The 14,933-nt window shown below is 50.5% G+C and carries 15 protein-coding genes; 12 read left to right on the top strand and 3 right to left on the bottom strand.

Translation table 11 applies throughout. The annotated features are described in order from the left end of the window. The first annotated feature begins 369 nt into the window (after window positions 1-369). The 4 genes from ACFQZE_RS10330 (at window position 370) to ACFQZE_RS10315 (ending at window position 3,524) form a co-directional block, all read left to right on the top strand. Window positions 370-762 (top strand): hypothetical protein, encoded by a 393-nt coding sequence (locus ACFQZE_RS10330; RefSeq protein ID WP_379356448.1) that lies wholly within the window; start codon window positions 370-372, stop codon window positions 760-762. Window positions 763-780: 18 nt separating this feature from the next. Further along, on the top strand, window positions 781-1,107 hold the full coding sequence (locus ACFQZE_RS10325) for a PqqD family peptide modification chaperone (RefSeq protein ID WP_379356446.1): 327 nt from the start codon (window positions 781-783) through the stop codon (window positions 1,105-1,107). A gap of 106 nt (window positions 1,108-1,213) precedes the next feature. Next, on the top strand, window positions 1,214-1,993 hold the full coding sequence (locus ACFQZE_RS10320) for a metallophosphoesterase (RefSeq protein WP_379356444.1): 780 nt from the start codon (window positions 1,214-1,216) through the stop codon (window positions 1,991-1,993). 172 nt (window positions 1,994-2,165) lie between these two features. Then, window positions 2,166-3,524, top strand: coding sequence for a dicarboxylate/amino acid:cation symporter (locus ACFQZE_RS10315; protein ID WP_379356442.1), 1,359 nt, complete (start codon window positions 2,166-2,168; stop codon window positions 3,522-3,524). An 80-nt stretch (window positions 3,525-3,604) separates the two neighbouring features. On the opposite strand, the gene ACFQZE_RS10310 is transcribed toward ACFQZE_RS10315, so the two are convergent. After that, window positions 3,605-3,883 (bottom strand): hypothetical protein, encoded by a 279-nt coding sequence (locus ACFQZE_RS10310; protein ID WP_379356440.1) that lies wholly within the window; start codon window positions 3,881-3,883, stop codon window positions 3,605-3,607. A 54-nt stretch (window positions 3,884-3,937) separates the two neighbouring features. Continuing rightward, window positions 3,938-4,234, bottom strand: a complete 297-nt coding sequence (locus tag ACFQZE_RS10305; protein ID WP_379357026.1) for a DUF3055 domain-containing protein — start codon at window positions 4,232-4,234, stop codon at window positions 3,938-3,940. 242 nt (window positions 4,235-4,476) lie between these two features. Between ACFQZE_RS10305 and ACFQZE_RS10300 the strand changes: the two genes are divergently transcribed. The 7 genes from ACFQZE_RS10300 to ACFQZE_RS10270 all read left to right on the top strand — a co-directional run bounded on the left by ACFQZE_RS10300 (window position 4,477) and on the right by ACFQZE_RS10270 (window position 12,393). After that, entirely contained in the window at window positions 4,477-5,484 is a 1,008-nt protein-coding gene (locus tag ACFQZE_RS10300; protein WP_379356438.1) for an HRDC domain-containing protein, read from the top strand. A gap of 142 nt (window positions 5,485-5,626) precedes the next feature. Beyond that, a complete protein-coding gene (locus tag ACFQZE_RS10295) occupies window positions 5,627-6,088 on the top strand; it encodes a chemotaxis protein CheX (RefSeq protein ID WP_379356436.1) in 462 nt (153 codons plus the stop codon). A 101-nt stretch (window positions 6,089-6,189) separates the two neighbouring features. Then, entirely contained in the window at window positions 6,190-6,963 is a 774-nt protein-coding gene (locus ACFQZE_RS10290; protein WP_379356434.1) for an SDR family NAD(P)-dependent oxidoreductase, read from the top strand. 24 nt (window positions 6,964-6,987) lie between these two features. After that, window positions 6,988-8,883: a DEAD/DEAH box helicase gene (locus tag ACFQZE_RS10285; RefSeq protein ID WP_379356432.1), complete on the top strand. Its 1,896-nt coding sequence runs from the start codon at window positions 6,988-6,990 to the stop codon at window positions 8,881-8,883. Between the two features lie 106 nt (window positions 8,884-8,989). After that, on the top strand, window positions 8,990-10,261 hold the full coding sequence (locus tag ACFQZE_RS10280) for an S-layer homology domain-containing protein (RefSeq protein WP_379356430.1): 1,272 nt from the start codon (window positions 8,990-8,992) through the stop codon (window positions 10,259-10,261). A 135-nt stretch (window positions 10,262-10,396) separates the two neighbouring features. Beyond that, the gene (locus tag ACFQZE_RS10275) at window positions 10,397-11,152 is read left to right on the top strand and encodes an ABC transporter ATP-binding protein (protein WP_379357024.1); all 756 of its coding nucleotides are present in this window, start codon (window positions 10,397-10,399) and stop codon (window positions 11,150-11,152) included. Then, window positions 11,152-12,393 carry an ABC transporter permease gene (locus tag ACFQZE_RS10270; protein ID WP_379356428.1) on the top strand — a complete coding sequence of 414 codons (1,242 nt, stop codon included), beginning with the start codon at window positions 11,152-11,154 and terminating at the stop codon, window positions 12,391-12,393. Before ACFQZE_RS10275 ends, ACFQZE_RS10270 begins: the two co-directional genes overlap by 1 nt. A 185-nt stretch (window positions 12,394-12,578) precedes the next feature. On the opposite strand, the gene ACFQZE_RS10265 is transcribed toward ACFQZE_RS10270, so the two are convergent. Beyond that, window positions 12,579-13,886, bottom strand: coding sequence for an aminotransferase class I/II-fold pyridoxal phosphate-dependent enzyme (locus ACFQZE_RS10265; RefSeq protein ID WP_379356426.1), 1,308 nt, complete (start codon window positions 13,884-13,886; stop codon window positions 12,579-12,581). A gap of 248 nt (window positions 13,887-14,134) precedes the next feature. Here ACFQZE_RS10265 and ACFQZE_RS10260 point away from each other — a divergent pair, with 248 nt between their 5' ends. Continuing rightward, on the top strand, window positions 14,135-14,920 hold the full coding sequence (locus ACFQZE_RS10260; protein WP_379356424.1) for a helix-turn-helix domain-containing protein: 786 nt from the start codon (window positions 14,135-14,137) through the stop codon (window positions 14,918-14,920). The last annotated feature ends 13 nt before the right edge of the window (window positions 14,921-14,933 follow it).

Here is a 14,933-nt window from a genome sequence, read left to right as displayed (position 1 = left end):
ACGTCGAAGCGACTGCCTGGCTGTGCAATCATTCCGTTTTGTTCTTGGTATAGAACAATTTTGGATGGACGGGCTTTCCTCTGAAAAAGGTATAGGGATGCGGCAAACGGCCGCCTTTATTTTGTTCTAGAGAATTCTTCATTCGTTTTTGTTCTTTATTAAGAACTAGTTCTAAGGTTACCATCTCATATAGCCCTTGTCAACAAAATAATGCGCCTAAAATCAAGCTTTACCGTTTCGAAATATTGGAAAAATATGGAGAGAAGCAGAGTTGCTTCAACGAACGTTGACAGTCATTTAATAGAAGTGATAGAATCCGATTATGTTCTTTATAAAGAACGATTATCAATCAATATCCGAGGTGAAAGCATGAACCCGCAATCATGTATTTGGTATAGAGTCAACGGCTTCATTATTGCCAGCGAACTGCCTCTGCCCGTTTCCTTGAGAGCGGCGATGGGCAGCGATGAGCCGGATATTTTTATTGCTATAGATCCCTTTTTGAAAAATGGAGTCGACACCGGATCGTTTAGTATGGAGCCGGAGCCGCAGCAAACGACGATTTGCTTGCCGGAAGCCGGAGTGCTGCGCATTGTACGAGGGTCCCGAATTGTAGTGTCCCCTTATGCGGGTGCAGACGAAGAACGGTTGCAAAACTACATTTTATATTACGGAATGGATGAGATTTTGCGGCAGAGGGGCGACCTGTCCTGGAGCGATAGCCGATTGTCGCTCATTAGCGCGGCTATGACCGCCACTTAAATGGAGGGAATTTGGAGCATGAATCTCAATGCGGAGCTTTTTATGCCGACCGAAGTTACGGTTTCTTTATCCGCGTATTTGCGCGTAGAGATCAGCCGGGATTTGATCGTAGACTCGGAGTATGCGGGTGGAACTACCTTGCTAAGTCCTTCCAGCGGTAAATATTATTTGCTTGGTGAAACGGCTTCCCGCATTTGGGAGCTGCTTGTTCATTCCCTCTCGGTAGGATGCGTTGTCGACGCGCTGCTGGAGGAATACAACGTAGATCGGATGACCTGCGAAGCCGACGTGTTTTCCTTTTTGGCGACGCTGTCGGAAGAGCGCCTTATTCGTTTCAGCATGTAAGCCAATCGGAAGCCTTCATCGGTTTGGCTTTTTGTTCCACTCTCCTCTATACTAAATTGAAGCAGTTCGAAGCTTCAGTTTGCAAAAGAGAGGGGTGCTGCGACGGATGGACATAGCGCTGCTTGTTATGGCAATAGGGGCGATTGGGGCGCTCATTTATGCGGCTTTCATTTTTCCGACGCAGTGGCTGAAGGTGGAGCATGTCCGTTATTCGGCGGGCATCGGGGCGCGCATTTTGCAAATCAGCGATCTGCATGTCGAAATGAACAGAATTTCCGCTCGCAGGCTGCAGGCTGAAATAAACCGTATCCGGCCCGATTATATTTTTTTGACGGGGGATTTTACATCGAGGCCGAGGCATTTGCCTAAGCTTGAGCATTATTTAAGCCCGATTGCGGCAAGCGGAGTCCCCCTATTTGCGGTGCTTGGCAACCATGACCATAAGTTTTCCCGTCCTTCGCTTGGGAGAATGATAGCGATGATGAACCGCCTTGGCATTGTCGTTCTGCGCAACGAATCGGTTTCCTTGCCCGGCTTTGATTTGGTTGGCATAGACAATTACAGCACAGGGCATAGCCGCATCGGGAAAGCGTTTCGGGATGTGACAGGGGCCAAGCCTATACTCGTCATCACTCACGATCCCAATCTGGTGCTTGATTTGCGGAGGCCGTTTACTTATTTAATGGCTGGACATCTTCATGGCAAGCAGTTGAACATTCCATATTTCTATGCGCTTAGGCCAAAAGGGCCTCTGCCCGCTAGCGGCGTGTACAAAGGTTTTCATCAAAGCGCAAACGGCGCTTTTTATATATCCAAAGGAATCGGGCAAGTCGGTCTGAATGCAAGATTTATGGTAAGAAGCGAAATAACGGTTCACGAGCTTTAACAATAGCGAGCACGCCCCCTCTTTAAATTGAGCGCAAGTCCGTTCAATTTAGTCGTTGACAAACGGAGGGGGCGTTGCTATTATCGTTTTATATCCGAGTAAACATATATGATATATTGGTATTCATTCCCATTTATAGGATGGGTCAAAGTAGAAGGGGTGTTCAATCATCATGGAAAACAACTTAGTGTCGGCGTTTGAAACGAATGGAATTTCGCTGCTCGTTTCGCTGGTCCTGTTAGGCGTTCTTTATTTTCTAGCCAAAAAACGCGTCGGCTTCGGAACCCGCGTACTTATTGCGCTAGGTCTTGGGCTTGGAGCGGGCTTGCTGTTCAATTACTTCAAGCTGGAGACGGAAGGGGTCGGCACAATCGGCTCCATCTATATCAACTTTATTCGCATGATCGTTATTCCGCTAGTGTTCGTTCTTGTCATCAACAGTATCATTTCCATTACCAATCTAAGTTATCTTCGTAAGCTTAGCGTGAAGACGATCGGCTGGTTTCTAGGCACAACAGGCGTTGCAGCCATTATCGGCTTGCTTGTGGCAACGGCGCTGAATCCGGGTGCGGGCTTCTCCGCGGCTCCTCCGGCAGATTTCGAGGCGAGAGAAGTTCCGAGCTTTTTCCAAGTCATTTTGGAACAAATTCCGTCCAATCCCATCAATGACGCCGCTCAAGGAAAAGTAGTGCCTGTCCTTATTTTTGCGCTCTTTATTGCCGTCGCTATCGTCAAAGTAGGGAGCAAAAAGCCGGATGCGGTTCAGCCGGTCAAAGCGTTTATTGGGTCCGCTACCGAAATTTTGCACCAAGTCGTCAAATATGTGCTTCGTTTTACGCCGTATGGCGTCTATGCTCTAATCGCGGTTATGGCCGCCCGCTACGGATGGGAGACGCTTGAGCCGCTCGCTATGCTGATTTTGGTCAGCTACGTAGCCCTTTTATTGCATTTTGTGTTTGTATTCGGCGGACTGGTTGCGTTTGTTGCAAGGGTTAATCCGTTCAAGTTTTTCAAAAAGGCATATCCTACCGTTGCAGTTGCCTTTACGACCCGCAGCAGCTTTGCAACATTGCCTGTGAATCTTGAAGTGATTACGAAGCGACTGCGCGTTTCCCCTAAAATCGCCAGCTTCGTCGCTCCACTCGGTTCATCCATGAACTTCAACGGATGCGGAGGCGTATGGCCGGCTGTCGTAGCGGTATTTGTCGCGGAAGCGTTCAATGTATCTTTAAGCCTTACCGATTATGTATTGATCGTGCTTGTCAGCGTCATTTCGTCGATCGGCGTCGCGGGAGTGCCGGGACCGGCCTCCATCTCGACGACAGTTGTTTTGACTGCAGTTGGCCTGCCGCTTGAAGGGATTGCGCTAGTCGTAGCGGTAGAGGCTCTAATCGATATGGGCCGTACCGCAGTAAATGCGACAGGCACGACCGTTACGGCGCTTCTTGTTGCCGATTCCGAAGGCGAATTCGACCGTGAGGCGTTTAATCGCGGCGAGGAAGACGAACTGGAGCTTAACCCGGCTTCATAAAGGCATAGTATTCATCAAAAAAACGCCCTCGCGCGCCGCATCCATTGCATGATGCAGCCGTCCGGGCGTTTTTCTTTTGGTTAGGGTTCGTCCTGCACTTCCGGTATGGAAGACGGCTCATCATCTTCGCCGGGATAATTCCGAGGAAGGCCGGCGTGAAGGGAGTGGTTTTCATAACTGAACGGCTTCGCAGCTTTAGCGTCTATGCGCCAAGGGGAGCTTTTGCCGAGCGACTCGCTGGGGAGATCGGATCCGTATGATCCTTCGGGAAATTCCTCGGAAGCAAGGTCGTTTCGCTGCGATTGTACAGTCGATACATCCGTATAGCGCTGCCGATCTTCATCTGCAATCCGGTTCAAGGGCAAGCTCCTTCCGTTTCACTCTAGTTAGCTGCCCTCTTAGGTTTGCCGACTTCAATCTGTAAAATTCACTGTTCCTACCACAAAATAAAGAAATTGGGCGAGCTCCGCCGCTTCTTCTTCCGATAATTTGAACGTATGCTCCAAATAGCCTTCTTCCTCCAGATCATCCGATCCGATAATCGCCGTTTTGCCGGCTTGCAAATCCGTAACGAGCTTTTTCCCGTAGAAGCGGCTGGTCGAGGTGACGGCAAGATCGAAACGTTTCATGCTGGGGCTTATAAAAGTAACAAATCTCGTTGACGTTTCTTCGGTTGTGTCTGACATAAAGTCATAATCGGGCAGATGCATCCGGCTCGCCTCCTGTATCATTTTGTTGGTTTTCATTATACCGCATTCCTTGCCGGGAGGCGACTTAATTGGTGCTTGTCAACGCTCCTTTGTTATGATAGCATGTAGTCAATCGAATCAATGAACGTATGGGGAAGCACCTCTTTCGCGCAAGCGGAAGGGGTGCTTTTTTTTTGTTGCAGCCAAGAGGAATCGTTCATCGACTTCGAACATTTAACTAGGGAGAGGCGAGTGAAGAAGAGATGCAAATCGTATTTTTAAACACGTTCGAGAAAGCGGCCGAGATCGGAGGGATAGAAGGGGCTCAGTTGTCCATTTGCGAAGAGAGCGGGTTGTGGTCCGTGCTTTGGCTGGAAGATAGGGACGGTCAGAAAGGCAAGGCGTCTCCCGAACGTTGGTTCGAAGGCACATCCTGGGAGGAGATGATGGCGGCTTTCCGGCATGGCATCGCCCGTATGATGGGCAAGGGCTATTTCCCAGTCGTCGACGGCATGCTGGAGAGAGAACGAAATGCCGGCGGCAGCTTCTATTCCATGCTCCAATGTTATGGCGAGCAGCACGCGAACGAGGAACTATTCCAAGCTTTGAGAGAATGGCGCCGTAAGGTGGCCGCTGCGGAGAAGAAATCCGCTTACTTGATCGCCACTAACCGCATGTTATGGATGATCAGCGCATTTGTCCCATGGAACGAGGAGGAGCTGCGGCAAATTCCCGGCTGGGGCGCCGCCAGACACGAAGCTTACGGGAGCGACATCTTAACTGTTACGCAAGGAGTGGAGAGAGCCGCCGCTTTTCCGCTCGATTGGGTGCCGGAGAAGCTGGACCCGAGCTTCTATAGAGCTTGGCTGTATAAGCAGAAGGAAAACAAATATAAGAGTTTAATGGAAAGCCAGCAGGAGAAGAAGAAAATTTTGTCCATCTTGCATGAGGAAGGGGGGCTTGACCGGATTCAAGCGGAGCTTTCCCTCTCGCGTAGGGAGCTGTTGCTGCGCATTGAGCAGTTGGAGCAGGAGGGCTATGATCTGGACCCTCTAATAGAAAGGGAGCTTAGCGCCGTTCCCGATGAGGAGCGCAAACAAATTTGGACAGCGCTGGAGGCGGTAGGCGACCGCTATTTGAAACCAGTGTTGCAACAGGTATATGGGGAGGCGGCATTGGACGAGGCTGACCGCTCTGTGGAGCAGTTGTATGAGCGTTTGCGCTTGATGAGAATGAGCTACCGCAGAAGCGGTCAAGGAAAAGCAGTTTAATCAAGGAATGGATATATCATCCACATAGGTCTAAAGATCGATATCCTTTATTTCTAGTATACTTGTCCTATCTATTCGAGTATAATAGTTGCAAAATAGACAAATTGCGAATTTTGTCGAAAAAAGGAGCGCATCCCTCTTTATGAAGGCAGAATATATAAACCCGTTTCTTGAATCAGCAAAAATCGTAATCGAGCAAGTCGTGCAAATTAAGCCATCTGCGGGGCAGCTCGGAGTCAAGGACATTCAGTTTGTTGAAAACCATATTTGGATCCAAATCGGAATCAACGGACAAATGAACGGTGATATAGTATTCGGACTAAGTGAACAGGTCGCGCTCAAAATGGTCTCGGCGATGATGGGCGGCTATGCTCTATCCGAGATAGACGAAATTGTTCGAAGCGCCATTTCCGAATTGGGCAATATGATAAGCGGCAATGCAAGCACCATTCTTTTTAATCAAGGCATCAAGGTAGATATTACGCCGCCTAAGATCATTCATTCGGAGCAAGCGGCAAGCTTTAACGCTACGCGGGCTTTAACGATTCCGCTTATGCTGGAAGGGATCGGAGAACTGGATATTCAAGTGCTGGTTGCATCATAAGGCGAAGAAGCTCCTACACGGAGCTTTTTTTGCTGAAAGATGGAGCTTTTTTTTGCTTAAAGGGCTTGTCATGGAGTACACTTGTGAGTGGGTGATGTAGAATGCTGAGCGGGAAAATTGTACTCATTTCCGGCGCTTCCAGCGGGATCGGTGCGCTGACCGCGTCGATGCTGGCGGAGCGCGGCGCCATACCGATTTTGACGGGGCGCAATGAGGATAGGTTGAAGAAACAGGCGTCGGCTATAAAGAGCGAATGCGCCTACTATGTAATGGATGTAACGAATATGGATGACGTGCAGAAGACGGTAGATTCTATTATCGCGAAGTACGGCCGCATTGATATTTTGCTGAACAATGCCGGATACGGCCAGTTCGAAACGATTGACAACATGCCTGTCGGCGGCTACGAGGCCATGATGGATACGAACTATTTGGGAATTGTGCGCTGTGTAAAAGCGGTGCTGCCATATATGAAAAGGCAAGGAGACGGTCAGATCGTCAATATTGCGTCAATGGCCGGTAAGATCGGATCGGCGAAGTCAACCAGCTATACGGCAACCAAACATGCGGTGCTCGGCTTTACGAATGCGCTCCGAATGGAGCTTAGGCCGGAAGGCATCGACGTTTCGGCGGTTAATCCAGGCCCGATCGATACAGAGTTTTTTGCAATTGCGGATCCTGCGGGAACCTACGTCAAAAATGTGCGCTGGTTTATGATGAAGCCGGAGTATGTGGCAAAAAAGATCATTCGGGTGATGGAAAAGCGCAAGTCGGAGCTTGATTTGCCGTATGCCGCTTCTGCGGGCATTAAGCTGTACGGGTTGTTTCCGCGGTGGATTGACCGGATGTTCGGCGGTTTGTTTAATCGAAAATAGTGAAAGACAAGAGAGGGAATGGCAATGAGTAAGTTGACATGGAATGATTTAGGGATAGACGGCAGGCTGATCGACGTTTTAAAAGAGAACGGCATCATCGAACCGACCTCCGTGCAGGCGGAAACGATTCCGCTTTTGCTTGCGGGCAATGACGTATCGGCACGCTCGCAGACGGGAACGGGCAAGACGCTTGCCTTTTTGCTGCCGCTTCTTCAGCGCATACTAGTAAAATCCGATGCGATCCAGGCCGTTATTGTTGCTCCGACGCAGGAGCTCGCTATGCAAATTGTGCGCGTCGCGCAAATTTATGCGGAGCCGCTAGGTGTACGCGTGCAGCAGTTGATAGGCGGCGCCGCTTTGAAGCGGCAGGTCGAGAAGCTGAAGCTGCGTCCGCATCTCGTTATTGGTACGCCGGGACGTTTGCATGAGCTGCTTAAGCTGCGGAAGCTTAAGCTTCACGATGTAAGATATGCGGTCATTGACGAGGCGGATCAAGTGTTTCAGCTTGGCTCGACCAAGGAAGTGGAAGCGGTGCTGTTCGCAATGGGCAAAGAGAGGCAAATGGCCTTTTTCTCCGCCACATATCCCGATCAGATGGCTCGGTTTGAAGGACGCTGGATGAGATCGACCAACCGGGTGCAACTGCGACCGGAGCAGCGGGTTTCTTCGACGATTACAAACTATTATATTTTGAGCGACAAAAGGGACAAGACGGATACGGCAAGACGGATCATCCGGCTGCTGGAACCGAAGTCCGCTTTGTTGTTCCTGAACGATACAAATGAAATAGCAAATTGGCAATACAAGCTGGCTTATGAAGGCTTTACCGTGGAAATGCTGTACGGCGATTCCGACAAGCAGCGCAGAGCCGCCACGCTGGAAAGATTCCGCGACGGCCGCTGCCAATTGCTTCTGGCCACGGATGTAGCCGCGCGCGGGCTTGATATTGAAGGACTGCCGCTCGTGCTGCAGCTCGATCCGGCCGTTGACGCGGATCATTATGTGCATCGCGCCGGCAGAACGGGCCGTATGGGACGCCCCGGCACGGTCATTACGATTGTGACCCCTCAAGAGCTGTTCATTATGGAGAAATTCCGTAAACAGCTAGGCATCGACCTAAGCGAGAGGGCGATGTACCGGGGAGAGCTTCTATCGGAGGAGCAATTGCGCGAGGCGACTAGACCGAAGATGGAGCGAATTGCCCGCGAGAAGGGGTTAAGTACCAGCGCTTCGCCAACCGGAAGGAAGGTTTCGCCGGGAACGGATCGAAACGCGGCTTCGTCAACGGGAAGAGAGGCTTCGCCGAGAGCGGACAGAAGCGGATCCCCATCAGCAGGAAGAGAGGCTTCGCCGAGAGCGGATAGAAGCGGATCCCCATCAGCGGGAAGAGAGGCTTCGCCGAGAGCGGATAGAAGCGGATCCCCATCAGCGGGAAGAGAGACTTCGCCGAGAGCGGATAGAAGCGGATCTCCATCAGCGGGAAGAGAAGCTTCGCCGAGAGTGGATAGAAGCTCATCTTCGTTCGTGAACAGGAATGCTTCACAAGGAAGAGATGTTTCTTCATCAGAAGGCAGAAAAGCATCGTCTGGAACTGGTAGAGGAGCATCCCAGACTGCAAGCAGAGGTTCCGCTCATGGAACTGGCAGCCGAGTGTCCGCAGAGAGAAGCGCAGGTTCCGGCGCAAGAGTATCTTCTGCAGGTCCAGGCGGAAAAACTTCCACAAGCCGTGGAGGAGCAGGCTTTGCAGAGTCGCGCTCGGCCAGCTCGAAGCCGCAAGCGAAAAAGGCGTCCGCCGCGGACAAAAAAGGACGGGACAAGTCCTCCGTCAAGCCTAAAGTAGAAAAGAAAAAAGAAGGAAAAAACAAGGGCGCTCCTAAATGGCTCAAGGAAAAACGAGCTTCCAACAAACCTAAAGTTTAAAAAATTTTAAGCCACCCCCCCTTAAAACGGTTCCTTGCCCTCGAAAGTTATTGGCGAAGGTAAAAAGCGGAATATCCGCAATCGTAAATAAGGGAGAGTGGCTTTTTTGACTAAACAAACGTTGTGGAAAAAAACAGCAATCTCGGCTATGGCTTTGATTATGCTGGCAACAGGAGCAACATCCGCATTTGCGGACGGCAAGAGCTATCATAAAGGTGAATATAAAGGCGATCATGGCAAAGGCAAGGACTGGAAGGACAAGAAAGACAAAGACGATGATGACGACGATGATGATGAAGACGACGATGACGATGATGGTAAAATCGTTTGGAAGTTTGAAGACGAGGAAGATTTGGAGTGGGCGCTGGAATACATTATGCGTCTGGCTGCCAAAGGCGTGTTTACCGGATATGAGGACGGCACGTTTAAGCCTAAAGATAAAATTACCCGGATTGAAACGTTAACGGCTGCCGTTCGTTTGATGGGCCTGCGCGACCAAGCGGAATCCGCTGCGGAAATGGGCACGGAGCTTCATTTCAAAGATGCGGACAAGCTTAAGAAAAAATATCCGTGGGCGGTCGGTTATGTAGCGGTAGCGCTTGAAAACGACTTGTTCTCCGAAACGGATACGGAAATTAAGCCGGAGCAGCACGCTACTCGCCTTTGGTCGACGATTTTGCTAATCAAATCGCTGAAGCTGGAAGACGAAGCCAAAAAGCTGAACAATACGAAGCTGGACTTTAAGGATGCTAAAGATATTCCTGCGGGTGCCGTTGGTTATGTCGCATTGGCTCTGCAAAAAGGAATTATTACCGGTTATGAAGACAAACACGGCAACAAAACGTTCCGTCCGTACCAGCCGGTTACACGCGCCGAGCTTGCCGCGCTTCTCGACCGCACGGACAGCGAAACTCCGGATCATGACAACCGCGCCATTTACGGCCAGTTGAAAGCAGCTCCGGCAAATGGAAAGCTGACAGTTGTGCAAGAGGGCAATAAAGAATTGACGCTTGATATCGATCCTTCCGTCTTTATTTTCAAAGATGACAAAAAGGCTTCGGTTAGCGCGCTGCAAGCGGGAGACAAGCTGTTCCTACGGACTTATAAGAACAAAGTTGTCTTTATCGAAGTGACAGAAAAAGCGCCTGTATCCACTGCATTCACGGAGCTGGGCATCGTCAACACGCTGAACTTCAATTCTCAGGCTAAGCTGTCGACGATTTCTATTAACCGTATCTCAAATGGACAAACAACAGTTGCGATCTACAATGTTGATCCGAATGTTGCGATTATCGGCGACGCTTCCAAGCTAAAAGCCGGTCAAGTGGTTGAGGTAAAAGGCGACAACGCGATCGTCAAATCGATTGAAATAAAATAAGAATGGTGGGAACCATGATGGAAGGAAGCGTCTTGAAGCTGCATTAGCGGCGTCAAGATGCTTCTTTTTTTGATATTGCGGCCCGAATTCGGTATGCTGGAGGTAGCAAGGTTATTTTTGGCAGGCAGAAGGTGAATCGAAGTGGAATCGATATTGCAAGTGGATGGATTAACCGGGGGCTACAGTCCCCGCAGACCGGTGCTGCACGATCTTAATTTTGAGCTGAAAGCTGGAGAGATGGTCGGTCTCATTGGACTCAACGGCGCAGGAAAAAGCACGACGATCAAACATATTCTTGGCTTAATGAGCCCTCATCAAGGAGAGGTCAAAGTGGCGGGGGCTACGCTGCAAGAAGGGACGCAGGCTTACCGATCGGCTTTTGCATATGTGCCTGAAACTCCGGTGCTATTCGATGAGCTGACGGTGGAGGATCATTTGCGGCTAAGCGGCATGGCTTACGGCGTACCCGAGGCCGATTATGAGCGGAAAGTGGCGGGGCTGCTGGATCGGTATCAAATGACGCCGAAACGAAAAGCGTTTGCTTCCCATCTTTCTAAAGGGATGAAGCAGAAAGTAATGATTATGAGCGCGCTGCTCGCTTCGCCTTCCCTCTACATTATTGACGAGCCTTTTCTAGGACTTGATCCGCTCGGCATTCGCTCTTTGCTGGATCAATTGGTAGAAGTGAAAAAAGAAGGCGCGGCTATTTTAATGAGCTCGCATATTTTGTCCACAGTCGAGGCGTATTGCGATCGGTTTATCGTGATGCATCAAGGCCGCATCAGTGCGCAAGGGAATTTGGACGCGATTCGTGAGGCCGCAGGGATGGAGTCAAGAAACGGCACATTGGAGGATGCTTTCTATCGGCTGGTTGCCGGAGGGGAAAGCTGATGGGTACGGGGCTGGATGTTTTGTGGGGCGACCGGGCGAAGGCGTTCCGCAAGGAAACGATGCCTTATTTTCGCTATATGTTCCAAAGCGGCTTTCCGTCCTTTTTATCGCTGATCGTCATTGCGTCAGTCATTGGTTATTTTAAGCTCATTCACAATCTTCCTCCCGATTTTCCTATTGTTTGGACGGGCATATTGGCGCTTACGCCTCTCATTTGCTGGAGCCCGCTGCGTACCTATCTGTCTCCCGCAGATGTTGTCTATTTGATGCCCCGAGAATATGACATGGGACCCTATTTGAAACGGGCTTATTGGAGTATCGTTCCAAAGAACGTAGTGCTTGGCTCGATTGTTTTTTTGCTGTATATGCCTATTTATGTCCAAGGGGAAGCGATGAGCGGTCCATGGTTATTGGCGTTTGCTGCCGCAGCGCTGAAAGTCGGCAATAAAGGGGCAGCATGGCAGGAAAGAAGGATGGCCTGGCCCGGTATTAGGCGGCTATTTCGAACAGCCCGCTGGGTGATGACGGGGGCGGCTTTAGCAAGCTGGCTGACCGTACCGGTTTGGCAGGCAGCGGTATTCACCGTTCTATGCGGACTTCTGCTCTGGATAGGGTATCGATTGCCGAAGCGCCATCGTTTGCCTTGGGAGAGGTTAATTGAAGAGGAAGGTACGACGAGGAAGAGGTATTACGCCTTTTTCAGCTTGTTTATCGACGTTCCGATTTTATCCATTAAAGTGGTTCGCAGACCCTACTTAAGCTGGGTGCTGCCGCGTATCCCATTTGCGCACCGACATACTTTTGTATTTTTATTTTCCGCTTCCTTGACTCGTACCGAAATTGGAGGCATACTCGTCCGTTTGCTTCTACTCGGCGGACTCGTCGGTTATTGGACGGCGGATGCCGCCGGACTTGCGGGATGGGGAGCGTTTATGGTCTATTTGCTCTTTGTCGTCATCTACGGTTTGCAGCTAGGTGCGCTTAGAAGCGTTCACCGCCATTCCGTATGGAAGCATGTTTATCCGCTCCCGGACGACGAGCAGACGGAGCAGCTTCTTAAAGTGGACAAGACGGCTTTTACCGCAGGTTTGCTGCTGCTTTGGCTGCCAAGCGCGATTCCGCTGTTGATCGGCGGCATTGTCGTCCCGCCGCTTGCAGCGTTAGCCCTCGCAGCCGCTTATGCTTTTATAAGGCCGGCTCGACTCCGTAAAAAGATTTTGAAAGAAGCCGAGGACGAATAGTTGAACGATAGGAAAAGAGGCTGTCCGCGCATGAGCGGTTTCCTTTTTTGCAGTGGGATGGCGGGCAAAGCCCGCTTCTGCAGGGGAAACGTTTCATAGGAGGACAGCCTCTTTTTTATCGTGGTGGGTGATTAGCCGTTATGGGATCGAGTTACTTATTGAATAGATCTACTTATTAGATCTATCTATTTGTTGGAAACCGCAACCACTTCATTGACGGCTTTGTAGATCGTATCAAACAATTCTTCCAAATAGGGCTCTTCAATGCACGAGAAGGCGACGCGCAGGTCGGTCTCCCCAAGTGCGATGGTGCCGATGCCGTATTGGTTCAGCAAGTGCTGGCGGACAGCTTCCGCAGTTACTCTTGTAATCTTAAGGCACATAAAGTAACCGGAGTTGAACGGGTAGTATTCCCAAGTATCGCCGTAGCGCCCGCTGTCGAGCAGCGATTTGACTTTATTGGCGCGGCGCTTCATAATTTCGAACTTCTCGGCCTTCTGTGTTTCGAAGTCCGGCGATTGCAGCGCGTGCAGCACGAAGGTTTGCGACGGATGCGGTCCGCTGGAAATCGTGGCGCGAATAATGCCGAGCGTCTTTTGCTCCAGAGCGGCAAGCGTTTCTTGCGACTGCGAGGCATAGGTGATAAAACCAACGCGGAAGCCCCATACGTATTCTTCTTTCGTCGCTCCGTCTACTTTAACGGCCAGAACGCGCGGATGAAGCTGCGCAAATTTGGAGAAAAGCGATTCCTGAAGCGAATTTTCGAAAAATAAGCCGAAGTAAGCGTCGTCCGTCACCACGACAACGTTGATGCCCGCTTCTGCGGCGTCGCGGACGGCGGCTAAAATTTCTTCGCCTTCTTCATGGCTTGGCGTGTAGCCGGTCGGGTTGTTCGGGAAATTAAGCACAACGATCGCTTTTCCTTTGTCCTTCTGTGCGAGCAAAGCTTCGCGGAAGGCAGAGCTGTTGAAGCGAAGGCTATCGTTGTAAAGCGGATATTCTACCATCTCGGCGCCGCGGCGGACGCCAAAGGTTAATTCGTAGTTTTCCCAGTTTTTGTCCGGTATGACAACGGCGTCTCCCGCATCCGCAAACAGGTCGGCTACGATGCTCAAGCCGTGCGTGAGCGCGTTTGTGACGATGGGATTGCCGAAGCTTACGCCTTCGAGGGAAGGGTTGTCTTTTATCATTTTTGCGCGCCATGCGGTGCGAAGCTCGGGCTTGCCCGCAGGCGGCGCATATTCATATATATCTTTTGGCTGATAAGCGCTTAGCGTATCCTGAATGAGCTTGAGGTGCATCGGCTGACCGCCTTCGGTTGCGATGCCGATTGTAGCGTTAAATTTGGAAGCCTTTGTTTTCGCTTCGGCAGACTGGCTGAGAATGCCTACTTTCGGGAAATAAATCGCTTTTCCTAGGTTTGACAACATGGCGTAGACGTTTGGGTTTTCCCGTTGTAACGTCTCGTTTAATTGCTGTGCCAGTGGGTTCATGGACTTCATTCCATCCTTCCGAAAATCATTCATTTGAATACAATTAATGTCCGTGATAGTATAACATTTTTAGGGGATTCAAACCATTCTCATTTTGAGTTTTTTTCAATGATTTTCATTCTCGTGCAAGCGTGATGTACGCTGTTGAATGCTCGTCGGAATGCACTATAATAAAGGTAACAAAAGGCAGGGACAGGCATAGCGCCAAATGATGCCGCACAACGCAAAAATGCGAAGGAGGATTTATTATGCTTCATATTTCGCCCGATTCGCTTGGCCTTCTTCCGGCATTTGCTAAAATCGTGTGCGAACCCGGCTGGAGATGGGCTAGACGCGAGCTGCCGATGGCGAATTTCGACCTCTTCTATGTATGGAGCGGCGAAGGTGAGGTCGAGGTCAACGGGCAGGTTTACCAGGTGGGCACAGGAAGCTGCTTCTTATTCCGACCTGGAGATTATACAAGCGCGACCCATAATCCGCAGCGGCCGCTGGTGCTGACGTACATCCATTTTGCCGTGAACGAAGAGGCAGAGGCGATCCCGGAAAGATACCGCATGCTGACCGATACGGTTGATTTTGAATATATGCTTACCCGTTACGTAAGGCTTTTCCTTGTTCAAACGTACGCTGCGGAGGAAGAGGCCAGACTGGTGCTGAAGTCGCTGCTTATTCAGCTGCTCAGATCCGACAATCAAGCGCCGGTGGAGAAGAAGGGGAGCAATCAGCTTACGGAAGCGATCCATGAGGTCGCCAACTACATCCGGCAAAATCCGAGCATCCCGCATCGCGTAGAAGATTTGGCGACAAGGGCGCAGCTCTCTCCGCGCTACTTTTCTATGAAGTTTAAGGAAATGATCGGGATGTCTGTGCAGACGTATATGATTCGGACAAGGATTGATCGAGCTCAGCATCTTCTGATGCAGGCGGGGATGAACGTGACTGAGGTGGCCGATGCGCTGGGGTATCGGGATATTTTCTTTTTTAGCCGGCAGTTTAAGCAGTATACGGGGCGGAGCCCTTCGGAGATGCGGTAGCGGGTTTTGGTTT

The organism is Paenibacillus sp. GCM10027627 (genome assembly GCF_042675505.1).
Taxonomy (GTDB): Bacteria; Bacillota; Bacilli; order Paenibacillales; family Paenibacillaceae; genus Pristimantibacillus.
Note: the sequence above shows the minus strand (reverse complement) of the source record. Positions and strands in the feature narration are given on the sequence as shown.